Origin of the sequence: Pantoea sp. USHLN256 (genome assembly GCF_037149875.1) — a bacterium.
Taxonomy (GTDB): Bacteria; Pseudomonadota; Gammaproteobacteria; order Enterobacterales; family Enterobacteriaceae; genus Pantoea; species Pantoea nemavictus.
In genome coordinates this window covers 106,402-132,447 of record NZ_JBBCQO010000003.1, presented here as the reverse complement: position 1 = coordinate 132,447, position 26,046 = coordinate 106,402, and the positions used below count along the sequence as shown (strand labels likewise).

Annotated in this window: 19 protein-coding genes; 1 reads left to right on the top strand and 18 read right to left on the bottom strand. The window is 56.1% G+C overall.

Annotation, left to right across the window (positions count from 1 at the left end; translation table 11 throughout):
* Positions 1–6 precede the first annotated feature (6 nt).
* The 13 genes from WFL93_RS09860 to WFL93_RS09800 form a co-directional block, all read right to left on the bottom strand.
* Positions 7–2,445: a glucose/quinate/shikimate family membrane-bound PQQ-dependent dehydrogenase gene (locus WFL93_RS09860; protein WP_007884881.1), complete on the bottom strand. Its 2,439-nt coding sequence runs from the start codon at positions 2,443–2,445 to the stop codon at positions 7–9.
* Between the two features lie 327 nt (positions 2,446–2,772).
* Positions 2,773–3,000 carry a zinc ribbon domain-containing protein gene (locus WFL93_RS09855; protein WP_336778030.1) on the bottom strand — a complete coding sequence of 76 codons (228 nt, stop codon included), beginning with the start codon at positions 2,998–3,000 and terminating at the stop codon, positions 2,773–2,775.
* Between the two features lie 46 nt (positions 3,001–3,046).
* Positions 3,047–4,537, bottom strand: coding sequence for a ribosome biogenesis GTPase Der (gene der, locus WFL93_RS09850; RefSeq protein WP_007884883.1), 1,491 nt, complete (start codon positions 4,535–4,537; stop codon positions 3,047–3,049).
* A gap of 178 nt (positions 4,538–4,715) precedes the next feature.
* Positions 4,716–5,897 (bottom strand): outer membrane protein assembly factor BamB, encoded by a 1,182-nt coding sequence (bamB, locus tag WFL93_RS09845; protein ID WP_007884884.1) that lies wholly within the window; start codon positions 5,895–5,897, stop codon positions 4,716–4,718.
* Between the two features lie 19 nt (positions 5,898–5,916).
* Positions 5,917–6,534 (bottom strand): YfgM family protein, encoded by a 618-nt coding sequence (locus WFL93_RS09840; protein ID WP_007884886.1) that lies wholly within the window; start codon positions 6,532–6,534, stop codon positions 5,917–5,919.
* A 39-nt stretch (positions 6,535–6,573) separates the two neighbouring features.
* The gene (gene hisS / locus WFL93_RS09835) at positions 6,574–7,848 is read right to left on the bottom strand and encodes a histidine--tRNA ligase (RefSeq protein ID WP_049852989.1); all 1,275 of its coding nucleotides are present in this window, start codon (positions 7,846–7,848) and stop codon (positions 6,574–6,576) included.
* A gap of 106 nt (positions 7,849–7,954) precedes the next feature.
* A complete protein-coding gene (gene ispG / locus WFL93_RS09830; RefSeq protein ID WP_007884889.1) occupies positions 7,955–9,076 on the bottom strand; it encodes a flavodoxin-dependent (E)-4-hydroxy-3-methylbut-2-enyl-diphosphate synthase in 1,122 nt (373 codons plus the stop codon).
* A 38-nt stretch (positions 9,077–9,114) separates the two neighbouring features.
* Positions 9,115–10,134: a cytoskeleton protein RodZ gene (rodZ, locus tag WFL93_RS09825; RefSeq protein ID WP_007884890.1), complete on the bottom strand. Its 1,020-nt coding sequence runs from the start codon at positions 10,132–10,134 to the stop codon at positions 9,115–9,117.
* Positions 10,124–10,858 carry a type IV pilus biogenesis/stability protein PilW gene (gene pilW, locus WFL93_RS09820; protein ID WP_336778029.1) on the bottom strand — a complete coding sequence of 245 codons (735 nt, stop codon included), beginning with the start codon at positions 10,856–10,858 and terminating at the stop codon, positions 10,124–10,126. Before pilW ends, rodZ begins: the two co-directional genes overlap by 11 nt.
* Before the next feature lie 75 nt (positions 10,859–10,933).
* The gene (locus WFL93_RS09815) at positions 10,934–12,103 is read right to left on the bottom strand and encodes a bifunctional tRNA (adenosine(37)-C2)-methyltransferase TrmG/ribosomal RNA large subunit methyltransferase RlmN (protein ID WP_007884898.1); all 1,170 of its coding nucleotides are present in this window, start codon (positions 12,101–12,103) and stop codon (positions 10,934–10,936) included.
* 186 nt (positions 12,104–12,289) lie between these two features.
* Entirely contained in the window at positions 12,290–12,721 is a 432-nt protein-coding gene (gene ndk / locus WFL93_RS09810) for a nucleoside-diphosphate kinase (protein ID WP_007884899.1), read from the bottom strand.
* Positions 12,722–12,890: 169 nt separating this feature from the next.
* Positions 12,891–15,215 carry a peptidoglycan glycosyltransferase PbpC gene (gene pbpC, locus WFL93_RS09805; RefSeq protein ID WP_336778028.1) on the bottom strand — a complete coding sequence of 775 codons (2,325 nt, stop codon included), beginning with the start codon at positions 15,213–15,215 and terminating at the stop codon, positions 12,891–12,893.
* Positions 15,216–15,221: 6 nt separating this feature from the next.
* Positions 15,222–20,108, bottom strand: a complete 4,887-nt coding sequence (locus WFL93_RS09800) for an alpha-2-macroglobulin family protein (protein ID WP_336778027.1) — start codon at positions 20,106–20,108, stop codon at positions 15,222–15,224.
* A 137-nt stretch (positions 20,109–20,245) separates the two neighbouring features.
* On the opposite strand from WFL93_RS09800, the gene sseA reads away from it, so the two are divergent.
* Positions 20,246–21,085 (top strand): 3-mercaptopyruvate sulfurtransferase, encoded by an 840-nt coding sequence (gene sseA, locus WFL93_RS09795; RefSeq protein ID WP_336778026.1) that lies wholly within the window; start codon positions 20,246–20,248, stop codon positions 21,083–21,085.
* A 61-nt stretch (positions 21,086–21,146) separates the two neighbouring features.
* On the opposite strand, the gene sseB is transcribed toward sseA, so the two are convergent.
* The 5 genes from sseB to trmJ all read right to left on the bottom strand — a co-directional run bounded on the left by sseB (position 21,147) and on the right by trmJ (position 25,948).
* On the bottom strand, positions 21,147–21,914 hold the full coding sequence (sseB, locus tag WFL93_RS09790) for an enhanced serine sensitivity protein SseB (protein ID WP_336778025.1): 768 nt from the start codon (positions 21,912–21,914) through the stop codon (positions 21,147–21,149).
* A gap of 46 nt (positions 21,915–21,960) precedes the next feature.
* Positions 21,961–23,247: an aminopeptidase PepB gene (gene pepB, locus WFL93_RS09785; protein WP_049852995.1), complete on the bottom strand. Its 1,287-nt coding sequence runs from the start codon at positions 23,245–23,247 to the stop codon at positions 21,961–21,963.
* A 62-nt stretch (positions 23,248–23,309) separates the two neighbouring features.
* Positions 23,310–24,482 carry an IscS subfamily cysteine desulfurase gene (locus WFL93_RS09780; RefSeq protein ID WP_336778024.1) on the bottom strand — a complete coding sequence of 391 codons (1,173 nt, stop codon included), beginning with the start codon at positions 24,480–24,482 and terminating at the stop codon, positions 23,310–23,312.
* A gap of 89 nt (positions 24,483–24,571) precedes the next feature.
* Positions 24,572–25,069 (bottom strand): Fe-S cluster assembly transcriptional regulator IscR, encoded by a 498-nt coding sequence (gene iscR / locus WFL93_RS09775; RefSeq protein ID WP_007886228.1) that lies wholly within the window; start codon positions 25,067–25,069, stop codon positions 24,572–24,574.
* A gap of 135 nt (positions 25,070–25,204) precedes the next feature.
* Positions 25,205–25,948, bottom strand: a complete 744-nt coding sequence (trmJ, locus tag WFL93_RS09770; RefSeq protein WP_007886227.1) for a tRNA (cytosine(32)/uridine(32)-2'-O)-methyltransferase TrmJ — start codon at positions 25,946–25,948, stop codon at positions 25,205–25,207.
* Between the last annotated feature and the right edge of the window lie 98 nt (positions 25,949–26,046).

The window sequence follows — 26,046 nt, the reverse complement described above, 5'->3', positions numbered from 1 at the left end:
GGGCACTTACTTGCTGTCTGGCAGCGCGTAAGCAATCACGTAATCACCACGGTCTGGTGACTGACGTGCGCCGCCCGCGGAGATCAGGATGTACTGTTTGCCGGTTTTCGGCGATACATAGCTGATTGGACCGCCCTGGCTGCCGACTGGCAGACGTGCTTTCCACACTTCTTTACCGGTTGAGCTATCGAACGCGCGCAGATAGTAATCCTGCGTTCCGGCGATGAACACCAGGCCGCCCTGCGTCGCCAGCGTGCCGCCTAACGTCGGCATACCAATTGGCATTTTCGCGCGCATTTTGATACCAAACGGACCGGTATCCTGCACGGTACCCACTGGCACCTGCCAAACGATTTGGCGGGTTTTCATATCAATCGCCGACAGCGTACCGAACGGCGGTGCCTGGCACGGAATGCCCAGTGGCGACATGAAGCGGTTTTTGTTTACCGCGTACGGTGTGCCTTTCAGCGGAACCGCACCCATGCCGGTGTTGATCGCTTCACCACCATTGCTGGCCGCAGTTTTGCTGGTGTCTTGCGGCACCATCTGTACCCACAGACCCAGACGCATGTCGTTAACGAACATATACTGGTTGTTCGGATCAAACGAGATACCACCCCAGTTCATACCGCCCAGTGAACCCGGGAAGCTGAGGGATTTATCGGTATCCGGCACGGTGAACAGACCATCGTAACGCATGCCTTTAAAGGCGATGCGGCACGCCAGCTGGTCAAACGGTGTTGCACCCCACATATCCGCTTCAGTCAGCTTCTGGTTGCCAATGTTTGGCATCTCCACCGAGTGCGGCTGCGTTTTGGTGTACTGCTCGTTCGGGATGTGGCCCTGCGGCATCGGCAGCTCTTCAACTTTGGTCAAAGGCTTGCCCGTCAGGCGGTCCAGCACCCAAATCATGCCGGTTTTCGCCCCGATGACCACGGCTGGCTTAGTGGTGCCATCCTTCATCGGGAAGTCTACCAGGCTCGGCTGCATTGGCAGGTCGAAGTCCCACAGATCGTTATGCACGGTCTGATACACCCACTTCTGCTTACCGGTGGTGGCATCCAGCGCCAGAATTGATGCGCCGTAGGTGTGATCCAGTTTGGTACGGTTCGCACCCCACAGATCGACAGACGGGCTACCCATCGGCAGGAACACGGTGTTCATCGCTGGATCGTAGGACATAGGTGCCCACGAGTTCGGCGTACTACGCGTGTAGTCTTTACCCGGCATTAACACCGCATTAGGATCGTCGTTGCCTGGGTCAAACGCCCAACGCATCTGGCCAGTGATCACGTCAAAACCACGCAGCACGCCGCCTGGCATGTCAGTCTGCACGTTATCCGCGACGCGACCGCCAACCACAACGGTGGTCCCGGCCATCGCTGGAGGCGAAGTCAGCTGATATTGCGGATCTGGCGCTTTGCCCAGACCGGTTTTAAGATCAACCACACCGTGCGTACCGAAGCTGTCACACAGCTCACCGTTATCGGCGTTAATCGCAATCAGGCGCGCGTCAATGGTGTTCATCAGAATACGGCGCTGGCAGGTATCACCCGCCGGCAGCACAGCTGCAGTAACCGGCGTTGAACCCGGCTGCGTAGGCTGCTGCAGCGGTTTAGTCGCATCGAAATACGCTAAGCCACGGCAGCGGTTCCATACTTCCGCCTGAGCGTTAATTTCGCGTTTCCAGATCTGCTTACCGCTGTCTGCGGCTACCGCAATCACGTTGTTGTGTGGCGTGCACAGATAGAGCGTGTTGCCGATTTGCAGCGGAGTCTGCTGATCTTCCGCACCGTTACCGGTTGGGCTGATTGGCGTATCACCCGTGTGGAACGTCCAGGCAACCTGCAGATCTTTTACGTTGTCGCGCGTGATTTGATCGATGGCGGCGAAACGGTCGCCACCTGGCGTACGGCCATAGCTGCTCCAGTCCTGCTGTGGTTTCGATTTATCAACAGGAATCAGCGGCAGCTGTTTACCGTCAAACGCGACGGTAGGATGCGGCTGGAACATCTGCACGAAGGTTGCCACCATGCCTACCGCGATAACCGCCGACAACACGTAAGAGACTTTCGCCAGAGAGCTTTTGCCTTCGCGTTTACGCAGTGCTGGCCAGGTAATGAATGCCAGCAGCATCAAGCCAGCCGGAACCATCAGGCGTGATACCAGCGGCCAGAAATGCCAGCCAGCATCAAACAGTGACCAAATCAGCGTACCGGCAAACACCAGAATGAACAGGGTGACGGCAGATGATTTGCGACGGAAGAACTGAATGGCCGACAGCAACATAGCGATACCGGCGATGAGGAAGTACCAGCTGCCGCCAAGCGCTACCAACTTGCCGCCGCCGATAGCGAAGAACAAGCCGATTGCCAGCAGGACCAGGCCTAACAGTACAGACCAGATGCTCAGCCCTTTGCCGGGACGAGCGGAATTTTCTGCCATAACAAAAACTCTCCTGAAAAAATAACGCGCTGGTGCCGGTAAGCCTGAGGCAGCCGGTATTGAGGCTCCTGCCGAAGCGGGAGACAAGACATATCCGTTACGCTTTATTTTAATCTATTGGTACGGGAGCAAGGCCCGTGATTCGTCGCTTGTGAGCGAGGACACAATGCAGATGAGAGTGATTCTCGCCCCAAGGCGGCAGGATTGTACCACCTGGTACAATAAAAAGTGAATATCCATAACGCAGCAGTTACTGGTTAATAGCATTTTTGCTACAAAACCAGTCGTAACCCATTAATAACTATGACGGCGTGCGGTGGAAAATTGTTACTGAGCAGTGAGGTCGGGGACGAATTCGACACGCTTCTTCGAGATCAGACCGTCACCGTGCTGACAAAAGTAATCAACCGCTCCACAAGCTTTTAGCACCTGCAGCGGTTGATGGCAGTCGGGGCATAACGCCAGATGCGCAAAATGGCTGGCACAGTGAGCACACATAAAATCATCTGGGATGTGAGTAAGCGGTTGCTGGCAGTTGGGGCAAGGGATGTGCATCGATCCTCCGGCATAAAAAAAAGGGCCCGTCTGGGCCCTTCTCATCTTAACGCTTGTTCTTCTTCAGATGCGACATCAAACGCTGACGTTTACGCTGCTGAGTTGGCGTCAGCAGGTTGCGTTTGCCCGCATATGGGTTATCGCCTTCTTTAAATTGAATACGAATCGGCGTACCCATTACGTTGAGTGAACGACGGAAGTAGTTCATCAGGTAACGCTTGTACGAATCCGCGAGATCTTTCACCTGGTTACCGTGGATCACCACGATTGGCGGGTTATAACCACCGGCGTGCGCATATTTCAGCTTCACGCGGCGGCCTCGCACTAGTGGTGGCTGATGATCGTCGGCTGCCATGGTCATGATACGCGTCAACATCGCCGTGCCCACACGCTTGGTGGAGCAGTCATAGGCTTCAGTCACGGATTCGAACAGGTTACCCACGCCGCTGCCGTGCAGTGCTGAAATAAAGTGGATGCGCGCAAAATCGATAAAGCCCAGACGGAAGTCTAGCTGCTCTTTGACTTCGTCTCGCGCTTCCTGCGTCATGCCATCCCACTTGTTGACCACAATCACCAGTGAGCGCCCACTATTGAGGATGAAGCCCAGCAGCGACAGATCCTGATCGGAAATTCCGGCACGCGCATCAATCACCAGCATCACCACGTTAGCGTCTTCAATCGCTTGCAACGTTTTGATAACGGAGAATTTTTCTACGGTTTCGGTGACTTTACCGCGCTTGCGTACCCCCGCCGTATCAATCAGAACATACTCGCGTTCGTCACGTTCCATTGGAATGTAGATGCTATCGCGCGTGGTGCCAGGCATGTCGAAGACCACAACGCGATCTTCGCCAAGAATACGGTTGGTAAGCGTTGACTTACCTACATTAGGGCGGCCAACGATAGCCAGTTTGATCGGCAGTGTGGTTGGGTCGAAATCTTCTTCTTCCTCTTCCTCCAGCGCCTTCTCACCCTCTTCTTCTAATGCGGCCCAATAGGCGGCATTCTCTTCTTCTTCCGTAAGTTCCGCTTCTGGAACGATTTCGTCCATCCACGGCAGCAATGCGGTTTCCAGCAAGCTGTTAACGCCGCGGCCATGCGAAGCGGCAATCGGGTGAATTTCACCTAAGCCCAGCGCATAGAAATCCAGCACTGCCGCTTCCGGATCGATGCCATCCGTTTTGTTAGCGACAACAAAGGTGGCTTTCTCACGTGCACGCAGATGATTAGCGATTTGCTGATCCGCCGGCATCACGCCCGCGCGCGCATCGACCATAAACAGCACCACATCGGCTTCTTCAATCGCCAGCAGCGACTGCTCCGCCATGCGGTTTTCTACGCCTTCTTCGGTGCCATCAATACCGCCGGTATCAATAACAATGAATTCGCGCCCTTCCACTTCGGCGCGACCATATTTGCGATCGCGAGTCAGTCCAGGAAAATCCGCCACCAGCGCATCACGCGTGCGTGTTAAACGGTTAAATAGCGTAGATTTTCCCACATTGGGACGCCCAACCAGCGCGACCACAGGTACCATAACACTTGCCTCAGTTTTGAAAATAGTTCGCTCGAATGGCGTGATTATAACGACATTTGACGCCAGGTGTCAGGCAGAAGGCGCACAGAATACCATGCCTGACCAAAAACGAAACGGCCCCTGACGAATCAGGAGCCGTGTAAGCGAGCGGAAAATGGATTTCCGCAGAGCCAATGACTTAACGCGAGATGGCGTAAACTTCTCCGCCTTTCGCCTGGATCAGCAGCTTATCACCGGCAACAACCGGTTCAGTCTGGAAGCCATCGCTATCCAGTTTCTGCTGCGCCACGAAGCGGCCATCAAGCGTATTAATCCAGTGCAGATAACCTTCGCTATCGCCTACCACCAGATAACCGTTGAACAGCACAGGTGAAGTCAGATTGCGGTGCAGCAGATCACTTTGACGCCAGATGGCCACGCCACCGTCAGCATTCAGCGCAATCACACGGTCATCCTGATCGACCAGATAGATACGACCAGCATCCACCACCATGTCTTTGACGCCACCAATCTCACGTTTCCACAGCACCTGGCCAGAACGCAGATCCAGTGCGGTAAGATTGCCGTTATAGGCCAGCGCATAGACCACACCGTTTACGACCACTGGCGTGGTATCCACATCGCTCAGACGATCGATTTCAGTCGCGCCGCTTGGCTGCGAAATACGCTGCTGCCAGATCAGTTGGCCTTGATTGATGATGACCGCGCTAACACGACCATTGTCGCCGCCGACGATGGCACCACCAAAGGCAACAGTTGGCGCTGATTCGCCGCGCAGTGACAGCGCAGGCATATCAAGATTGACGCTCCACTTAATCGCGCCGGTGCTCTGGTCAAGTCCCTGCAACATACCGTTGCTGGTGTGCACCAGAATCAAACCATCGCTGACAACCGGACGCGACAGCGCTTCACCGGCGACTTTAGTCTGCCAGGCAATGCCACCATCGCTGGTGTTCAGCGCAAATACCTGACCACGCTCGCTACCGATGTAAATGCGATCGCCGCTGGCCGTTACGCCACCAGACAGCAGTGCGGAGATATTTTTCGAGAAGAAGCCGGTTTTCTCAGAGAGATCGACTTTCCATTTCTCTTTGCCATTGCTGGCATCTAGCGCTTTAACCACGCCAAAACGATCCGCAGCATACACGGTACCGTCCAGCCAGGCTGGATGCAGGTTGGAATAGAAATCACCCACGCCGTCCCCGACAGAGGTGCTCCACGCGGTCTGCGGCGTAAACTGGTTTTCCACTTTTGGCAGCGGGGCCATTTTCACTACATCTTCTTCGCCGCTGAACAGCGAGCAACCGCTGAGCAGAGTGACTGAAATCAGCCCTGGCAGCAGGTATTTACGTAATTCCATGTGCGCTCTCTTGACTGGCTTAACTTAAGTTATTCATCTTCATCTGCAGCATTTGCTTCAGCGCAGGAGAGGCCTGCGATTCGGCACCTTTGCTCCAGGCATCACGTGCGCCCTGCTTATCGCCTTTGCTCAGCAGTGCTTCTCCGCGAATATCCGCCACAATGGCTGTCCAGCCATCACCTTTAACATTGTTAAGGGTAGAAAGTGCGGCATCGGCCTGACTTTGCTGCAACTGAATGCGTGCCAGACGCAGGTTAATTACTGCCTGCAGGTTGGCATCTTTGGTATCTTTTAGTCCGCTCTGAAGCAGAGCGATAGCTTTATCCAGCTGATTAGCTTCAACATATTGCTTAGCCAGATCCAGCGACGCCAATGCGCCGTAGGTGTTGTTGTTTTCGCTAGCGAAAGTGGCCACTGCTTCCAGCGTATCAGGCTTATCGGCCTGCATGGCGCTGGTCAGTTGCTGATACTCAGCGGATGCCGCTTTATCGGTTCCTTCCTGATGGCTGGCCCAGAAACGCCAGCCACCCAGCGCAGCGATACCGATGATTACGCCAACGGCCAGAAATTTACCATTGTTGGTGAAGAACTGACGCAGCGCGTCAACTTGTTCGTTTTCGTTGCTGTAAACTTCCACGCAATCCCTCTCTTTAATATGGCTGTTGCAGTGCTGCGCTTACTGCAGCAGCGTGCGCAACGTCGCAGCGGCGTCGCTCTGAGCCAGCGTCTGTTGATCGCCGGTACGCAAGTCTTTAACCACAACCTGGCCCGCGTTCACTTCATCTTCGCCCAGCACCAGCGCAATGCGTGCGCCCCACTTGTCTGCACGGGCAAACTGCTTCTTGAAGTTACCGCCACCGAAGTTGGTCATCAGCTTCAGTGCGGGATCAGCATCACGCAGTTTTTCCGCCAGTTGCATCGCGGCAGACTGAACGCCCTGCCCCGAAGCGATAACATAGACATCAACAATGCGCGTCGGTTCAAATTCTGGATTAACCGCTTGCACCAGCAACACCAAACGCTCCAGGCCCATAGCAAAACCGACGGCTGGCGTAGCGCGACCACCCAATTGTTCGACCAGGCCATCATAACGTCCACCGGCACATACGGTACCCTGCGAGCCGAGGCTGCTGGTCACCCACTCAAAAACGGTGCGGTTGTAATAATCGAGGCCGCGCACCAGACGCTGATTCACGCGATATTTGATACCCGCATCGTCCAGCAGCGCGCACAGGCCGCTGAAGTGCGCGCGCGAGTCTTCATCAAGGAATTCACCCAGCGTCGGCGCATCGTTCAGCAGTGTCTGAATTTCAGGATTTTTGCTGTCGAGTACGCGCAGCGGATTGGTATACATGCGGCGCTTACAATCTTCGTCCAGCGCTTCTTTGTGCTGCTCAAGGAACGCCACCAGCGCGTTACGGTAGTCAGCGCGCGCTTCCAGTGAACCGATAGAGTTCAGTTCCAGCTCAACGTGATCGGCGATGCCCAGCGCTTTCCACCAGCGCGCAGTCATCATGATCAATTCGGCATCAATGTCCGGACCCTGCAGGCCAAAAACTTCCGCACCAATCTGATGGAACTGACGGTAGCGACCTTTCTGCGGACGCTCGTAGCGGAACATGGGGCCAACGTACCACAGACGCTGCTCCTGGTTGTACAACAGACCGTGTTCGATTCCGGCGCGCACGCAACCCGCGGTGCCCTCCGGACGCAACGTCAGGCTTTCGCCATTGCGGTCTTCAAAGGTGTACATCTCTTTCTCAACCACGTCGGTGACTTCACCAATCGCACGGCTGAACAGCGGGGTGTGCTCAACGATCGGCAGACGGATTTCACTGAAACCATAGCTGGCCAGAACCTGCTTCAGAGTGCCTTCAATACGCTGCCAAATTGCGGTATCCGCTGGCAGGTAATCGTTCATTCCGCGAATCGCTTGAATATTCTTCGCCACGTTAGAATCTCTTTAAGACAAAAAAACCTGAGCGGCATCATACCTTATGAGGATGAAACCGCACAGGTTCAATCACAAACTGGTACGCGGCCTGCACGCACCTTGATTATTTTTCAAGCTGCTGCACGTTGATGCGACGGCTTTCATCCAGCATGGTGGCCTTGGCGCGAATACGCGCTTCCAGCTGATCGATCATGTCGTTGTTATCGAGACGATCGCGCTGACGCACGCCATCTTCATAGAAGCCGCTTTTCTTGGCGCCACCGGTCACACCGAGGGTAGAAACCGTGGCTTCACCCGGACCATTAACCACGCAGCCGATAATCGAAATATCCATGGGCGTGATGATGTCTTCAAGGCGCTCTTCCAGCGCATTGACGGTACCGATGACATCAAACTCCTGACGCGAGCAGGTTGGGCAGGCAATGAAATTGATGCCACGCGAACGGATGCGCAGGGATTTGAGAATGTCATAGCCCACTTTCACTTCTTCGACCGGATCGGCCGCCAGTGAAATGCGCAGCGTATCGCCAATGCCTTCGGCCAGCAGCAGGCCCAAGCCGATGGCAGATTTCACTGAACCCGCACGTGCGCCACCCGCTTCGGTGATGCCGAGATGCAGCGGCTGATCGATAGCTTTCGCCAACAGACGATAAGATTCAACGGCGAGGAAGACGTCAGAGGCTTTGACGCTCACTTTGAACTGATCAAAGTTAAGACGATCGAGATGATCCACATGACGCATCGCGGATTCGAGCAGCGCCTGTGGCGTTGGCTCACCGTATTTTTCCTGCAGATCTTTTTCCAGCGAACCGGCATTCACGCCGATGCGGATCGGGATATTGTAATGACGCGCACAATCCACCACCTGGCGGATACGCTCATTATTGCCGATGTTACCAGGATTGATACGCAGACAATCCACGCCATATTCGGCGACTTTCAGTGCGATGCGATAGTCAAAGTGAATGTCCGCCACCAGCGGCACGTTGACCTGTTGCTTAATCAGTTTGAAGGCTTCAGCCGCATCCATGGTCGGAACGGAAACGCGGACAATATCAACCCCGACGCGCTCAAGCTGGCGAATCTGATTAACGGTTGCGTCCACGTCAGTGGTGCGGGTGTTGGTCATTGACTGAACGGCGATGGGCGCACCATCGCCAACTGGCACCTTGCCGACGTAAATCCGTGTTGATTTGCGACGGATAATGGGTGCTTCGTTATGCATATTCTCTCTCCACAATTACCCGGAAAGCGCGCTGCGCGTTATTGCGCACCCAGCGTCAGACGGGCAACCTGGTTATTACGGATAAAACGACTTAAATCAACGGGCTGATTCTGATATTGCACGTCAACCGCACTCGGAGCGCCAATTTTCAGACGATACGGAGCCGTACCGGACAAACTCAGCTTGCCGCCGCTACGTTGCAAACCACTGAACAACTTCTTGCCGGTGGCATCGCTCACTTCCAGCCAGCAGTCGGCTTTGAAGTTCATCACGATGGCATTCGGATCGCCAGCCGGTTGGCTGACCGCTGCGTTTGCGGTAGGCATTTGGCCGGCCGGAACGCTATTAGCCGGTGCCGGAGACGTGGCCGCTGGCGGCGTGGTGTCAATCGGTGCCTGGCTAGGCGAAACCACGGCATTCTCGCTGCCGTTGGTTTGCGCAGTCGTGCTTGCAGCTGGTGCGCTGCTCGCGGTGTTGCTGCTCTCTGGCGTCGCAACCGCACCCGCACCGTTATCAACCGGCGTACCGGCTGCATTCGTATCCGCATCAGCATTGCTGTCGGTGCTGTTGTCACCCAGCGGAATAGACTGGCTATTATCGCCGCTGCCGTTTTGATCGGCCATCGACACCAGATCAGCCTGTGATGCCTTATGATTTTGCCACCACCAGGCACCGGTCAAACCGACGACAACAAAGATCACCAACCAGGTGAAAATCATCAGCCAGCCATCGCGTTTTTTACGACGCTTACCCAATGAAAAGCTCTGCATTGGCTCGATTTTGGCCGCGCGCACCGGAGCCTGTTTTGCCATCATCGGCAGCAGGTCATCTTCCGGCACATGCACCAAACGGGCATAAGAACGAATGTAACCGCGCAGGAATGTCGAAGCTAAATCAGCAGGTGATTTGTCCTCTTCAATATCACGTACGGTAGAAACTTTCAGGCACAGGCGCTCAGCGACGTTTTGCTGGGTCAGCCCCATCTGCTCACGGGCCAGACGCAGGCGTTCACCTGTGGAATGTACTGCAGAATTATCTTGAGTGGCTTCAGTATTCATTAGCTAAATAACGCTGGTACTGTATCGATTGTGGAAAACTTCGCGCCAACCGGTCGCCATAACGTGTAACGTCAGCAGCGTTTCCCTGTTGCGCGGCGAAACGTATCTGTAACCATAGGCTCTCTGCCGTTGCGGGCAAACGCTGATGGTACACTTCTAAAAGCAGCGGAACGGATTGCTGTTCCTGCTGTTCAAGCCGCCTTTCCACTTCCCTTAGCAGTTGACTGCCCTGCTCCGGTGCGGCATCCAGCGCGTAACCTAATTGCTCGCGCGCTGCGGCACTCTCATCAGCCTGCAGGTAACAATAGCCCGAAAACAGAAATGCATCCTGACGGGCATCGATTTCCTGCGCCTCAATTGCCAGCTTAAACTGTTGATGCGCTTCGTCATACTGCCTTAAACCGCAGAGAAACGCACCGTAATTGTTAGCGACATAACCATTCAGCGGTGCTAACTGCCGAGCGCGTTGATAGTGCCAGCGTGTTTGCGCGCTATTCTGTTGCGCCTGCGCCACGCGGGCAAGGGCTAACGGCACCCGATAATCATCCGGTGCCGCCTGCTGCGCACGCAACAAATTGCGCTGTGCGGCGGCAAAATCCTTGACCGCAAGATAGTGCAATCCCAGCTGCAAGCGGATATCCGCTGCGCTCTGTCGGGCGGGGTGATTGACACAACCGGTTACAACTAAGCTGGCCAGAATCGCCGCAGGTATTCCTTTACGCATATCAGTTTCTCCCTGAAAAATGTGCGGAGAGACTGACATGAGTTACGCCCGGTGAATATCACCAGGCGCTGGCTTTCAGAGCGCCTTCACAGAGATGGCTTCACCCGCCATTTTCTTACGCAGCGTACGCTTGGTACGGTCAATCACATCGCCCGCTAACTGACCACATGCGGCGTCAATGTCATCACCGCGCGTTTTACGCACGATAGTGGTGAAACCGTAATCCATCAGTACTTTAGAGAAGCGATCGATACGGCTGTTGGAGCTACGGCCATACGGCGCGCCCGGGAACGGGTTCCATGGGATCAGGTTAATTTTGCACGGTGTCTCTTTCAGCAGTGCTGCCAGCTCATGTGCGTTGTCGGTGCTGTCATTAACATGATCCAACATCACATACTCGATGGTCACACGGCCCTGATTAGCATTGGACTTGCCGATATAGCGTTTAACCGCCGCGAGGAAGGTTTCGATGTTGTACTTTTTGTTGATCGGCACGATTTCGTCACGAATGGCATCGTTTGGCGCGTGCAGCGAAATCGCCAGCGCTACGTCGATCATATCGCCCAGCTTATCCAGCGCCGGCACCACGCCTGACGTTGACAGCGTAACGCGACGTTTTGACAGACCAAAACCGAAGTCATCCAGCATAATATCCATCGCCGGTACCACGTTGTTTAGGTTGAGCAGCGGTTCGCCCATGCCCATCATCACCACGTTGGTGATAGGACGTTGACCGGTGATTTTCGCCGCGCCGATGATTTTAGCGGCACGCCATACCTGGCCAATAATTTCAGACACGCGCAGGTTGCGGTTAAAGCCCTGCTGCGCCGTCGAACAGAATTTGCACTCCAGCGCACAGCCTACCTGCGAAGAGACGCACAGCGTTGCGCGATCCGCTTCCGGAATGTAGACAGTTTCCACCAGCTGATCGCCGACGCGAATCGCCCATTTAATGGTGCCATCGGTGGAACGCATCTCTTCCGCCACTTCCGGCGCACGGATTTCAGCACGCTGCATCAGTTTGCCGCGCAGCACTTTATTGATGTCGGTCATCTGCTCGAAATCATCGCAGCAGTAGTGGTACATCCACTTCATGACCTGATCGGCACGGAACGGCTTTTCGCCCATTTCGAGAAAGAATTCGCGCATCTGCTGACGGTTAAGATCCAGCAGGTTAATTTTTTCGTTTTTTGGGGAAACAACCACGGGGGAAGCGGACGACGGCGTCACAATCTGTTCGGACATAATGTTCTCTGGCCTCGTTGTTACACGTTACGGCTCTGGTTAATAGTAGGAAAAAACAGCGCCCTTGCTGAGTCAGACTCAACAAGGGCGCATAATTGTACTACATCTGCTGCATGATGCCAGGGGAACCGTTTCACAGATGTTGAACAGCTGTAAAGACGTGTGTCCGCCTGGCCCTCAATGTACTTAGCGAGTGCGTGGGCAGACTTCGTTTTCTGCGAAGAAGTACGCGATTTCGCGTGCTGCAGATTCAGCTGAGTCAGAACCGTGGGTCGCGTTCTCGGTGAAGCTGTCCGCGTAGTCAGCACGCAGAGTACCTGCCAGCGCGTTGTCTGGGTTAGTTGCACCCATCAGATCGCGGTGACGCTGAACGGCGTTTTCGCCTTCCAGTACAGAAACCACAACTGGACCAGAAGTCATGAATTCAACCAGACCATCAAAGAATGGACGACCTTTGTGCTCAGCGTAGAAGCCTTCAGCCTGCTCTTTGGTCAGGTGCAGCATTTTTGCGCCAACGATTTTGAAGCCCGCGCTTTCAAAACGGTTATAGATTGCACCAATCACGTTCTTAGCGACGGCGTTTGGTTTCACGATTGAGAAAGTACGTTCGATTGCCATGTTGACCTCTAGTTAGCATCCTGAAGAATCCGGGAGCCTGCTCCCGGTAAGAAAACGCGCCGATTATAGGGACATCATCGGGCGTTGCCTATTGGCGATTGGTGGAATTATTGAAAATAATTGATTTTTGTCGGGGCAAGCAGGCAAAAAGTATGCCATATCCCTGCACTCAACCGCGGGTAAACGCTAGCGAGGACAACTGCCCCGCTTCATCCATTACGACCAGTTGATAGCTGCCGGGTTCATCCAGCACCAGTGCTGCACTCTTTTTCCCGGCATCCTGTTCAAGCGGCTGTCCATTCAAAAACCACCAGCGCTGTTCGCCTTGTCCGCCCTGCACCGCCACCGGCATCACCAACACCACTTTGCCCGGCAGCGGTTGCACACGCTGGCCATTGATCACGCCGGTGATCACCAGCGGCGGCGCATTGCCCTGATTCAGTGGCGGACAGGCGGGATCGATGGGCGGCAATCGCTGGGCACGCTGTTCAGCAGGCGCTAGCCAGGGCTCAAGCGGCAGCGGCCACATCAACCGCTCACGGCTCTGCGCATCAGGACAATCGGCCGCCACGCGCAATCCATCACTATTCTGCCAGTATTGCTGGCGCAAGCCATTAACGCTCTCCTGCCCCGGCGCGAGCAGCGTTGGCGGCACGGTTTGATTCAACACCCAACTCTGACGGCGCTGACGGCAATTCTCATCGCCCAATGGCAACGGCTGGCCGCCTGGCCAGCAGATGCTCATGGCGCTGACCGATGGCGGACGCGGATCGCGCACGGCACCGTTCACCGGCATATGTCCCGCCAGCAGATTATTCACCTGATTCATCACCGGCACCGCTGAGGCAAAGCCAAATTGGCCAGCCACCGGCGTCGCATCTGGCCGTCCCACCCACACGCCAATCAGATAGCGCGGAGTGATACCAATCGTCCACGCATCGCGATAGCCGTAGCTGGTGCCGGTTTTCCACGCCAGTGGGGCAACATCCGACACCGCGCCGCTGGCGGGGGGTTGCGCAGCGCCTGCCAGAATACGCCGCACAATCCATGCGGCACCTGGCGACAACAACGGCCTTTCCTGTAACGGCTGTGTCGACAGCCAGCGCAGCTGAGCCGCGTTACCGTGACGGGCAAAGGCGCTATAGGCCGCGACAATGTCATCCAGCCGCGCGCCGGTACCGCCAAGCACCAGCGAGAGATTCGGTTCTGCGCCCGCCGGGAAGCGCAGATTTAATCCCACATTACGCAGACGCGCCGCCAGCGTTTTTGGCCCCAGAGCAGCCAAAAGCTGCACCGCAGGCAGATTAAGCGATCGCTCCAGCGCTTCACTGGCGCTTACCGGGCCGTGGAAGCCTGAATCAAAGTTGCCGGGACGATAGTCGCCAAAGCGGCGCGGCACATCCTGTAATAACGATTCTCCATGAATCAGCCCTTCATCCAGCGCCATACCATAGACGAAAGGTTTCAGTACCGATCCCGGCGATCGCACGCTGGCGATCATATCGACATGACCAAAGCGGCTGTCGTCGTTGAAATCTACCGAACCTACATAGCCGCGCACCTTCATACTTTGGTGATCCACCACCAGCAGCGCCAGCGAAGTGCGAGCAGGTAAGTTGCTTTTTAGCGACGACGCCAGATTCTCCAGTTCGCGCTGGAGCGACAAATCAATTGTGGAGGTGATTTTGTTGTCGGGTGACAACGACAATAAGCGCCGGGCGAGCAGCGGCGCACGTTGTGGCATTTGGCGCGGCGGCAGCCAAACGGCTTCCTGTTTAATATCGGCGACATCCTGCGGCGTCCAAACGCCATATTCCGCCAGACGATCCAGCACCTTATTACGCGCCGCTTCGGCGCGTTGCGGCCAGCGATCCGGACGCAAGCGGCTCGGCGCCTGAGGCAGCACTGCCAACAGTGCCGCCTCGCCTTTAGTGAGCTGTGACGGCGGCTTGCCCAGCCAGATCCAGCTCGCCGCACCCACGCCCTCAACCGTGCCGCCAAACGGAGCGCGATTGAGGTACAACGTCAGGATGTCTCGTTTGGAGAGATGATATTCCAGCTGTAGCGCACGCCACGTTTGTACCACTTTGCCACGTAAGGTGCGCGGTTGGGGATCGATAAGCCGTGCCACCTGCATGGTCAGCGTACTGCCGCCGGAAACCACGCCGTGATGCAGCACGTTCTGCCCGATAGCGCGCACAATCGCCATTGGATTAATACCGGGATGATGCCAGAACCAGCGATCTTCATAGGTTAGCAGCGCGTCGATGTAGGCTGGCGACACTTCGTCCAACGACACCGGATAGCGCCACACGCCTTGTCTATCAGCAAAGCGCCACAGCGGCGTGCCATCTTCGGCCACCACCACGCGCGCCGGTTGTACCTCATGCAGCGGTAAAGGTGTCAGTCGATCCAGCAGCCACAGCGCGGCCAGCGATGCCAGTAAAAAAAGCGGTAGCCAGCGCCACCGCTTTAGTCGGTTTCTTATCGGCATCAATGCTTAACGCACGTTGATTTTTTCTGGCGTGCTACCAATCGCACGCCACTCAGGCACATACATCGATTCCACCTGCGGTGGTGGCAGGTGATAGCTGCCCGGCGTAACCGCCCGCGCCAGATACAGCAACGTGCCCGGCGTGTAGCCGTCGAGCGCCAGCGCGGCAACAAAACGATCGTCCCGGAATTCGATATGTTTAATATTGGCCTGCTGCATATCCATCATGCTCTCTTTCAACGCATCGGCACTGTCGCCTAAACTGGCGCTGCTGTCGCTGAGGTTCTGGTTCTCCAGCTCAAGGCCAGCAGGCAGCAAGTCCACCACTAGCGAATCACTCACGCGCTCGCTGGCTTCGACTTTCAGCCGCACCACCAGCAACTCGCCACTTTTCAGATTGGCGAGATCGGCAGGCTTACCGTCCAGCGTGAAATATTCACGACCGATCTTCAGCACGTTGCTGATAGGCGACGGTGCGGTGCGGGGATAGCCCACCACATTTAGCGTGCCGTAGAGCGGCGACGCATTGTCGCTTTTCACCGACACGCCTTGTCGCAGCTGATCTTCCGTCATGCCAATGTTAAGCGGCTGATTACTGCTCAGCGGTTGCGCTTTACCCTGCAGTGTCGCCTGCCAGCTTTCGCCTTTGTGCTGCTGCAAGGTGCGGGCGGCGAGGAACAACGCGTTGTTTTCCTGCGTGGAGAACCAGCGCTGGCCATGTACCGCTTTCGCCAGATCGATCAGCAGCGGACCTTGCATATCTGGCAGCAGTTGGTTTTCGCTTAACAGCGACAGAATCAGCGCGCGGTCGCGCACCGGACTGCCGTAATCGCCGAGCCAGCTGTTCGGCTTACGTTCCAGGCCAATCCCCTGCGCCAGCGCCAACTGTGCACGCTGCTGATCGCCCATCAACTTCAGCGCTACGCCAAGTTGCACCATCGCCAGGCCCGATTTGGCCTGCTCGCGTTTTTCATACAGCGCACGCAGGGCACCAAGCGGTGCCTGCTGCTGGCGCGCCAGTACTAACCCGGCATAGGCCTGCACGCTGAAACGTAAACCATCGGCATCGCTGCTCCAGCTGGTTTCGATCTGCGCAGGGTCCTGTAGATAGCGCAGCAGACGTTCGTCGGCGCGGGTAATCACGCCATCCGGCACGCTATAACCCGCTTCGCTGGCGCGCAGCAAGAAATCGGTGACGTAAGCGGTCAGCCAAAACTCTTCCTGACTCTCTTTGCTCCACAGGCCAAAGCTCCCGTTGCCGCGCTGCATGCCGGCAAGACGCGCAATGCCGGTATCAATTGACGCACGGCGCGCCTCATCACTGCTGGTTTTGATGCCCATCGCCGTCAGCTGCGCATGGTTGGTGAACACCGATGGCCAAATGCCGCTGGCGGTCTGCTCAAGGCAGCCGTAAGGATAGGCGTAGAGCGAGCTGATAAAGCTGGCGATGTTCAGCGGCGGACGGTTACTGAGCGACAGCTGTCCGCTCAGCGTATCCTGCTGCAAACCATTAAAGGCACTCGCCAACACCTGCCAGTTTTGGCCGGTTTGCATCACGTTATCGAAGCTCAGCGTTAGTGCCGGATAAGCCGGACGCACGCCAATTTTCCATTTTCGCTCGCTCGGCGCCAGGGTTTCGCCCGGCAAACTCATGCCTGAGACATTCACCTGCACAGCGCCGTCACCAAAACCTCCCTGCGCTTTCACCGGAATGGATAAGGTGCTACGCGCGCCCTTTGCTAATTGCACGCTGGCCGGGATTTGGCCATTCAAGGCAAGCTGACCGCTGGCAGTAACACGGATTTTCAGCGTCTGGGCGCGATCGGTGAGGTTAGTGAGATCCAGCGCCAGCGTAGCTTGATCGCCGCTAGCAAGGAAACGCGGTGTCGCCAGTTCGCTAATAAGCGGTGCAGCAACCACCAGCTTGCGCTCGGCCGATCCGAAGCTGTCGTCGCTCCAAACCTGCGCCATCAAACGCAGTTCACCATTAAAAGCAGGGATCGGCAGCTCCAGCGTGCCGTCGCCATTGGCATCCAGCGTCACAGGCTGCAGCTGTTGTGCCACGATCTGCACATCGGTGACCGGCTTTTTACCGCCGCGCGACAGGGCATCCGCATCGTCGCCGTCACCGCCAAAGCGCAGCGCGGCCAGCTTGCCGCCGCCTTCAATTAATTGACCAAACACATCGTATTGATCGGCGTTATAGCGCTTGCGACCGAAAAACGCCTCCCACGGATTCGGTGTTGAGTAGTCAGTGATGCTAAGTACGCCGCTGTCTACCGCCGACAGCAATACCTGAACCTGCTTCGGCAGCTCGCCGCCTTCGCGGCTGGCTTTCACCTTCACTTTCAGGGTCTGTTCTGGGCGGATTTTATCGGGTGCGTCGAGCGTCAACGTGAGTCGACGTGCTTCGGTCGCCATCGGCAGATGCAGCAAGCCCACCGCGCGTTTCGGCGTGACGCCGCTGGCCTTGTCGCCGTCGCGCACCACGATAGCGCTGAGATAGAGATCGTGTCGCTTCCAGCTGTCGCTAATTGGCACATCAATGGTTGTGCCACCTGCCGGAACATCCAGCGGCTGCCACCACAGCGTGCCGCTGCTGGATTCCACCATCAGATAGCCTTTGCCAGCTGCGGGCGACTCTACCTGCACATGTGCAGTGTCGCCCGGTTGATAAGCGGTTTTATCAATTTTCAGCTTGACCTGATCCGGGCGCAGCGCGCCGGTGCCATTGGTGTTGTCCTGCCACCCATATCCCGCCTGGAATCGTACGCTGCTGACGATGTTGTCACCCGCATGCACTTCCAGTCGATAGGTGCCCCACTCCACCGGGAAACTCACTTTCTGGCTGCCACCGGCAGCAATAGTGATGTGCTGTTGCTCTTCCTGCAGATCTTTTTGATCGTAGCGCGACTGCCAGCCTTCGCTGTCAGAGAAGCTCCAGTAATAGTCGCGGCGCTCGTGGATCAGGCGAACATCCAGATCCTGCGCCGCCAATTTTTCACCCTGCGGGTTGGCGTATACCACGTCGAATTCAGCAAGGCTGTTTTCCGCGACGGTTGGCTCATCGTGATAACGATCGGTGCGGTAGTCATACACCGATTCACTGTTAAACAGCGGACGAATGCCCGGCAGCGCCGGTGCGGGCCAGATCGCCTGAGTAGCGCGACGCGTCACCGGACGTCCACCGGTTTCCAGCAGGCTGGCTTGCAGAATCAGATTGAGCGGCGAATGGCTCTCTTTCCAGCTGCTCTCCACGCTGAGCTGCAACTTACCGCTCTCATCCAGCTTCTCATCGACATCGTCCAGCGTGCGTTTCAGTTCTTCGGTGATGTCACCGAACTGATAACCCGGCAGCGCCGTAACCGCTTCACGCGCGGGGCGCAGGAACAGCTGCCCTTGTAGCTCATTACCTGCGGCAGGTGCGCCGTACAAATAGCGCCCTTCCACATCAAATTGCACCGCGGCATCCGGCGCCACCGGCTGTGCGCTGTTGCTCAGCGCCAGCGCCATACGTTCCGGCAAAAAATCCTCCACGTGGAACGGCCAGCTGCGCGGCTGGTTGTCGCCACTGTTAATGCGCAGCGTCCACTCTCCGGTCATGGCAGAGGCCGGCAGCGGGAAGCGTTGTTGATAGACGCCATTTACCGGCTGCCAGACGAAGGTTTGCGCCACTTCACCGTTCGGCTGCACCACTTCGGCTTTTACTGGCTGCGGCGGCAGCGGTTTACCATCGGCATCACGCAGCAGCGCGTTGACGATCACCGTTTCGCCGGGACGATAGAGATCGCGCGGACCAAAGACGAAGAACTGTTTGTCGTAACCTTGCGGACCATCAATCGGAAACTCAGCCAGATCGAGCGCCGGGCGAGTGAGATCGATCAGCGAGGTTTGCCCTTTTTGTGTCGCCAGCAGCAACTTGCCTTTGGCATGCGCGGGTAAGCGCAGATGACCGTTACTGTCGCTGGCGCCACTGGCCAGGAGTTTGCCCTTTTCATCCAGCAGCTGCACGCTGACGTCATCCAGCGGTGCGCCGCTGGCCAGGCTTTGAGCGAACAGCTCCAGCTGTTCAGGGAATTGGTGTAGCGACAGACCGATGTCGCTTAGGGTAAACAGCGTCGCTGGCTGCGTGTAGTTATAAGTCCCAGCCTGTTTCATTACCGCCAGATAGACGCCAGATTGTTTCAGGGCATCCACATCGCCGAGCGGCAACTGCATTTTTTCGCGCGTATTGCGCGCCGGATTGAGATCAAAACGTCCGCTGTAAACCAGATCGGCATTTTTCAGCAGATCGCGGGATTCCCAGTACGACATATTGTTGCCGTAGTTCCACTGAGCCAGAAAATCGGCCAGTGTGGCACTTTTTATCCGGAAGAAATCGACGTCGACACTGTTTACATTCAGCGCCAGCAGCGGTAAGCCCTGCGTCAGACGTAGCGGCAGCAGCGAGCCGCGACTGGCAAAGCCGACCATCGGCTGGATATCACGCGTGGTCAGCGTTTGGCTAAAAGGCGTGGATAAGGTCGTGCCATCGGCGGCTTTAAGACCGGCATCGACGTTAATCGTCAATTTGCGCGACGGTTCCGGATGACGAAAACGCAACGCTTTACCGTTTTGCGCCAGCTCCCAGCCGCCGTCGACCTTGCCACTTTTCTCGTCAGTAATTTGCACGCGCGAAGCAAAATCCTGTTTGCTATCGAGCGGGGTATTAAAGGTCAGCACCAGGGCAGCAGCACCGTCGAGCTGCAGTTCGGAGAGATCGATAACCGAGAGTGATTGCTGCGTGGCTGCTGCGGCTGTCGTTTCCGCCGCGTGAGTCGTCGACGTTGCGCTGCCCAGTAATACACCCCCGATCAGCGCGCTGAGCAGTAGCCGGTTAAAACATTTTGCCATGGTAAATCCCTCACCAGTCCCAGAAGTTAAGAAAGAGTAATGCTGCGCATTTTCGACAACTTTAGCAATCATGCCCTTGAGATAGCCTTCACATTCCCGGAGACTGGACGTTTCCCGATTGCTAAGAAGAGGTTGCTATGACAGCCATATTTGTCTCCGCTGACTGGTTGAAAGAACACTACACAGAAGAAACTTTGCAGGTGATTGATGCCCGTATGTTACCGCCCGGGCAGGAAGCGGTGCGCGACATCCAGGCGGAATATCTTGCCGGCCATCTGCCGCATGCCCCCTTCTTTGATATCGAAGCGCTATCCGATCACACCAGCCCCTATCCGCACATGATGCCGCGCGCCGAGACCTTTGCAGTGACCATGCGTGAGTTGGGCATTAGCCAGGACAAACACCTGGTGGTGTATGACGAAGGCAACCTGTTTTCGGCGCCGCGCGCGTGGTGGATGCTGCGCGCTTTCGGCTGCGAGCAGGTGTCGATTCTTGCTGGGGGATTACAAGGCTGGAAAGCCGCCGGTTATGACGTGGCTACCGGACCGGTTAGTCTGCCGGAAGCTGAGTTCGAGGCTAAATATGATAGTACACAGGTGAAACGCCTGACCGATGTGCTGCTGATTAGTCATGAAGGTGGTGCGCAGATTGTGGATGCACGCGCGGCAAACCGCTTTAATGCCGAAGTGGATGAGCCACGCCCCGGCCTGCTGCGTGGACATATCCCTAACAGCCTGAACCTGCCGTGGAACAGTTTGGTGGCGAACGGTGAACTGAAGCCGGCAGCGGAACTGCGCGATTTGTTTGATAAAGCAGGCGTGAAGCTGGATCAGCCAGTGATTGCCAGCTGCGGTTCCGGGGTGACTGCGGTGGTATTGATTTTGGCGCTGACATCGCTCGGGGTACGTGACGTGACGCTGTACGACGGCTCGTGGGGCGAATGGGGAAGTCGCGACGATTTACCGATTGAGAAATGATGGTAGGGTGCGCATTAATGCGCACCTGGCCAAACGCTGCACCGTTCGTAACGGTAATAGATCAAATAATCCGCTGACTGCCTTTAAAGTCGCGCAGGAAACTGCCCCAGCGGCGTTCATAGAATGGCGTGATGTGGGCAGTAAAAAAATGGCTAACGCCACGATCTTCACTCACCACTTCACAGATATCAATTGGCGCATCATCGGCAAGCGTATCGGTTGCCACACCACCCGCCGCCTGAATGATCTCATCAATATCGCTATCAGCTTCGATGCCAATCAGCAGATTCGGCGCTTCCGTTGCGCTTTCACGAATGCTGGCGACGTAAGCACGGCGCACCTGCTTATACTTGGCAAACAGCTGCGTCAGAGAATCAATCATCTGCGCCGGTGGCTCTGCCACTTCAGAGAGCAGCAGCGCTTGTCCCCCTTCCAGCACGGTTTGTTGACTCAGCGCACTGCCCTCTTCACTCATCAAATGAGCGATTTCGCCTGGCGAAAACTCTTTGCCGGCAGGCAGTTTCGGATTGAGAAACAGCGTTTCGCCCTGCGTAATCTCAAACAGCGTACGCACCGGCATGCGCAGATAAGGCTGTTCATTTTTGATCGCCTCGCCCATCGCTTCTTCGGAGGTGAAGAAAGGAATCACGCTGCCGCCGCCCTCTTTTTCCCAGTGCTGCAGTTCCACCGGTGACGTGGCATCAAACTGTTCGGCCGGGCTTTCGCCAGGTACCCAAACATCGGCTTCCAGCAGCAGTTGGAAAAATTCCGGACGGTGCGCAGGCTCAGTGGCTGCCAGTTTTAGCACCTCTTCAAGACGGTTACTCATTTAGTCATTTCCAAAAAAAGCAGGCCTGCGCCTGCCGTGATGAGGATTATTTCAGCAGAAGATTGGCAACGGTGCGCACACCCAAACCGGTTGCACCGGCAGACCACTGATCCACCGCGCCTTTGCGGTAGGTGGCAGAGCAGTCAATATGCAGCCAGCCCTGTTGATATTTGCTGACAAAATGCGACAGGAACGCGGCCGCGCTGCTGGCTCCGGCAGCATGCGACGGGCTGGCAATGTTATTCAGGTCGGCGAAGTTCGAAGGCAAATGGCTGCGATGGAATTCGGCCAGCGGCAGGCGCCAGAAAGCTTCGTTTTCACCGGTCGCACTGCCAAGCAGCGATTCCGCCAGCACGTCGTCAAAAGTAAACAGCGCGTGGTAATCGTTGCCCAGTGCCGTTTTCGCTGCACCCGTTAGCGTTGCTGCATCAATCAGCAGCTCTGGATTCTGCTCGCTGGCATCGATCAGGCCATCAGCCAGTACCAGACGACCTTCCGCATCGGTATTCATCACTTCAACGGTTTTACCATTGCGATAGCGGATGATGTCGCCCAGACGGAATGCGTTGCCGCTTACCATGTTGTCTGCGCAGCACAGGAACAGTTTAACGCGCTTATTCAGACCACGCGAAATCGCTAACGCCAGTGCGCCGGTCAGCGTTGCCGCGCCGCCCATGTCGGACTTCATCGAGTCCATAAAGGCGCTCTGCTTCAGGCTGTAACCGCCGGTATCAAAGGTGATGCCTTTACCGACCAGACACGCATAAACCGGTGCAGCTTCATCACCGGTCGGGTTGAAATCGAGCGCCAGCAATACCGGTGCGCGGGTTGAACCACGGCCAACGGTATGGATGCCGGTGTAACCCTGGACGCGCAAATCATCACCTTTGGTGATGCGATAGCTCACCGCTTTGCCGCCGACTTCGTTGATAAGATCAACGGCGTTATGCGCCAGCTGCTCCGGACTGAGATCTTCCGCTGGCAGGTTGATGGTGTCGCGCACCCAATCGATGATCTTCAGACGACGATCAAATTCACTCTGATCGGCTTCACTAAACTCTGGCCACTCGACCTGACGTTTGCCTTTCGGACTGCGATAGCCTTGCCAGAATGCCCAGCATTTTTCCAAATCCCAGCCTTCGCCTTGCAGTGCTACGTGACGAATGCCCTGACCGTCCAGCTTGCGGCCCGCGCGCTGGATGCTCATCAGCGCATCTGCGCCCGTCAGGTGAAGGGTCATGCCACTTTCGTTGCTGCTCAGCAAAGCTTTGTCACCCCAGCGCGCGTCGGCGGCCTGGGAGCTGAGCGTAATTATCATCGGTTGTGTTGTCATCGCGTGGCTCCGTTTGCGTTAGGTGTCACCTTGCGCCAGAACCGGCGCAAGGGGTGCATGAATTAGCGGGACGGTGCTACAGGCGAAACTGCCCGCAGACGCGTCACCGCTTTGTTGACCAGCTCGATAGCGTACTCAATCTCTTCTGTGCTGGTGAAGCGTCCGAGCGAAAAACGCAGCGAGCTGTGTGCCAGCTCCTGCTCAACGCCCATCGCGCGCAGCACATAAGAGGGTTCGAGACTGGCCGAGGTACAGGCGGAACCGGATGACAGCGCCAGATCTTTCAGCGCCATGATCAGCGATTCGCCATCGACGTGGGCAAAACTGATATTGAGGATGTTCGGTGCGCCCTGTTCGAGCGAACCGTTGAGGTTCACATTACCCAGTTTACTGATGCCGCTCCACAGACGCTGGCGCAGCTCAGCCAGACGTGCCATTTCGCCGCTCATCTCTTCACGCGCAATGCGATAGGCTTCGCCCATGCCGACAATCTGATGCACCGGCAACGTACCCGACCGCATGCCGCGTTCATGACCGCCACCGTGCATTTGCGCATCAATTTGCAGACGCGGTTTACGTCGCACCCACAGCGCGCCAATGCCCTTCGGCCCATACAGCTTGTGTGCCGAGAACGACATCAAATCCACCGGCAGTTCACTGACGTCAATCGGCAGTTTGCCGACACTTTGGGTGGCATCAACGTGAAACAGGATGTCACGCGCACGGCACAGCGCACCGAGGGCGGCGATATCCTGAATCACACCGGTTTCATTATTAACCTGCATCAGCGACACCAGCACCGTATCGTCGCGCAGCGCAGATTCAAGCATCTGCGGCGTGACAATGCCGTCGCTGCCCGGCTGTAAGAAGGTGACATCAAAGCCCTCATTCGCCAGCTGCAAGCAACTGTCGAGCACCGCTTTATGTTCGGTTTGACTGGTAATGATGTGTTTGCCGCGCGCCTGATGGAATTGTGCCGCACCCTTAATTGCCAGGTTGTCAGCTTCGGTCGCGCCAGAGGTAAAAACGATTTCACGCGGATCGGCATTGACCAGCTCAGCAATCTGATTGCGAGCAACATCAACGGCTTCTTCAGCCTGCCAGCCAAAACGGTGGGAACGGGAAGCGGGGTTACCGAAGGTGCCATCCAGGGTGAGGAACTGCATCATTTTGGTGGCAACACGCGGATCAGCAGGCGTGGTGGCTGCGTAATCCAGGTAAATCGGTAATTTCATTGCGCTAAAACTCCGTATAAAAAATCATACGTCTTTATAGCACGCTTGGACCTTTCCTACCTTAGCAGGAAAGGCCGAAGTGAGATCAATTACGCGCGAAGATTAACGTTGATGGTTTCTTGCACACGATGCTGCTGGAAGCGACGATTATCGACGGTGTTCTGACGATCGGCGACATCAAGGATTTCCTGATTGTTGACCAGCTCTGCCAGCGTGATGTTGTTGAGGAAGTCGCTGATGCGCTCACTCAAATCACGCCACAGCACGTGCGTCAGGCAACGTTCGCCGCCCTGGCAGCCTTCTTTGCCCTGGCATTTGGTGGCATCGACAGATTCATCAACCGCGGTGATCACCGCGCCTACGGCGATAGCGCCTGAATCTTTGCCTAACAGATAACCGCCGCCTGGACCACGTACGCTGGCCACTAAACCGTGCTTACGCAGACGTGAGAATAACTGCTCCAGATAGGACAGCGAAATGCCCTGACGCTCAGAAATGTCAGCTAGCGGCACCGGGCCCTCGTGTGAGTGCAGTGCAACGTCCAGCATAGCGGTTACGGCATAACGTCCTTTGGATGTCAGTCTCATAGCATACAACCTCGTAAGCGTCCGTCCGGTTATCGGCGGGTTATCTGATGAATTGAGGCCAGTCTGACATTCCCGAGTAAAACGGTCAACTATTTAACCAAGTAATTTACTCAACTATTTAACCAACTGTTTCACTCAACTATTATCCACATTACCTTTGCGCTTTTCGAACGAGGCCATCATGCCGCGCAGGATATTGAGTTCATCACGTTCCGGGCGCGCGCGGGTGTATAGACGACGCAGCTTGCTCATCACCTGGCTTGGCGTGCCTTCACGAATAAAGCCACTGTTCAGCATCATCTGTTCGATGTGCTGATAGAAACGCTCCAGATCGTCGACCAGTGGATACGGCGACTCCTCAGGCTCCGCAACCGGTGCGGCTTTTTCCTGCGCTTCCAGCCACGCCATGCGCACTTCGTAAGCGATGATCTGTACCGCCATCGCCAGATTCAACGAGCTGTACTCCGGATTGGCCTGAATCGCGACATGATAATGACACTTCTGCAGCTCTTCGTTAGTCAGGCCGACGCGCTCACGGCCAAAAACCAGGGCAACTGGCGCCTGCTGGCCCTCTTCCACGCTTTTAATGCCGCACTCGCGCGAGTCAAGCATGGGCCACGGCAACGAACGCGAGCGTGCGCTGGTACCGACCACTAAACTGCAACCGGCAATGGCTTCATCCATGGTATCCACAATGCGCGCATTGCCGATCACATCACTGGCACCGGCGGCGAGAGAAATAGCCTGTGAATCAGGTTTTACCAGCGGATTGACCAGATAGAGGTTAGTTAAGCCCATGGTTTTCATCGCGCGTGCGACGGAGCCCATGTTGCCGGTGTGCGACGTTTCTACCAATACGATTCGGATATTTTGCAGCATAATTAGAGGCGGTCAGGTAAATGATGGCGCGCATCCTAACATAAAAGTAGGACATTTGCTGAACACGCTGATATACTCCGCGCCGTTTTCCCCGTTCT

What these genes read in the sequence shown, in the direction of transcription:
- ndk (WP_007884899.1), bottom strand. Translation starts at nt 12,721, where the DNA reads ATGGCAATCGAACGTACTTTCTCAATCGTGAAACCAAACGCCGTCGCT.
- pepB (WP_049852995.1), bottom strand. Translation starts at nt 23,247, where the DNA reads ATGACAACACAACCGATGATAATTACGCTCAGCTCCCAGGCCGCCGAC.
- trmJ (WP_007886227.1), bottom strand. Translation starts at nt 25,948, where the DNA reads ATGCTGCAAAATATCCGAATCGTATTGGTAGAAACGTCGCACACCGGC.
- der (WP_007884883.1), bottom strand. Translation starts at nt 4,537, where the DNA reads ATGGTACCTGTGGTCGCGCTGGTTGGGCGTCCCAATGTGGGAAAATCT.
- sseA (WP_336778026.1), top strand. Translation starts at nt 20,246, where the DNA reads ATGACAGCCATATTTGTCTCCGCTGACTGGTTGAAAGAACACTACACA.
- ispG (WP_007884889.1), bottom strand. Translation starts at nt 9,076, where the DNA reads ATGCATAACGAAGCACCCATTATCCGTCGCAAATCAACACGGATTTAC.
- WFL93_RS09800 (WP_336778027.1), bottom strand. Translation starts at nt 20,108, where the DNA reads ATGGCAAAATGTTTTAACCGGCTACTGCTCAGCGCGCTGATCGGGGGT.
- pbpC (WP_336778028.1), bottom strand. Translation starts at nt 15,215, where the DNA reads ATGCCGATAAGAAACCGACTAAAGCGGTGGCGCTGGCTACCGCTTTTT.
- rodZ (WP_007884890.1), bottom strand. Translation starts at nt 10,134, where the DNA reads ATGAATACTGAAGCCACTCAAGATAATTCTGCAGTACATTCCACAGGT.
- sseB (WP_336778025.1), bottom strand. Translation starts at nt 21,914, where the DNA reads ATGAGTAACCGTCTTGAAGAGGTGCTAAAACTGGCAGCCACTGAGCCT.
- WFL93_RS09780 (WP_336778024.1), bottom strand. Translation starts at nt 24,482, where the DNA reads ATGAAATTACCGATTTACCTGGATTACGCAGCCACCACGCCTGCTGAT.
- WFL93_RS09815 (WP_007884898.1), bottom strand. Translation starts at nt 12,103, where the DNA reads ATGTCCGAACAGATTGTGACGCCGTCGTCCGCTTCCCCCGTGGTTGTT.
- WFL93_RS09855 (WP_336778030.1), bottom strand. Translation starts at nt 3,000, where the DNA reads ATGCACATCCCTTGCCCCAACTGCCAGCAACCGCTTACTCACATCCCA.
- bamB (WP_007884884.1), bottom strand. Translation starts at nt 5,897, where the DNA reads ATGGAATTACGTAAATACCTGCTGCCAGGGCTGATTTCAGTCACTCTG.
- iscR (WP_007886228.1), bottom strand. Translation starts at nt 25,069, where the DNA reads ATGAGACTGACATCCAAAGGACGTTATGCCGTAACCGCTATGCTGGAC.
- WFL93_RS09860 (WP_007884881.1), bottom strand. Translation starts at nt 2,445, where the DNA reads ATGGCAGAAAATTCCGCTCGTCCCGGCAAAGGGCTGAGCATCTGGTCT.
- pilW (WP_336778029.1), bottom strand. Translation starts at nt 10,858, where the DNA reads ATGCGTAAAGGAATACCTGCGGCGATTCTGGCCAGCTTAGTTGTAACC.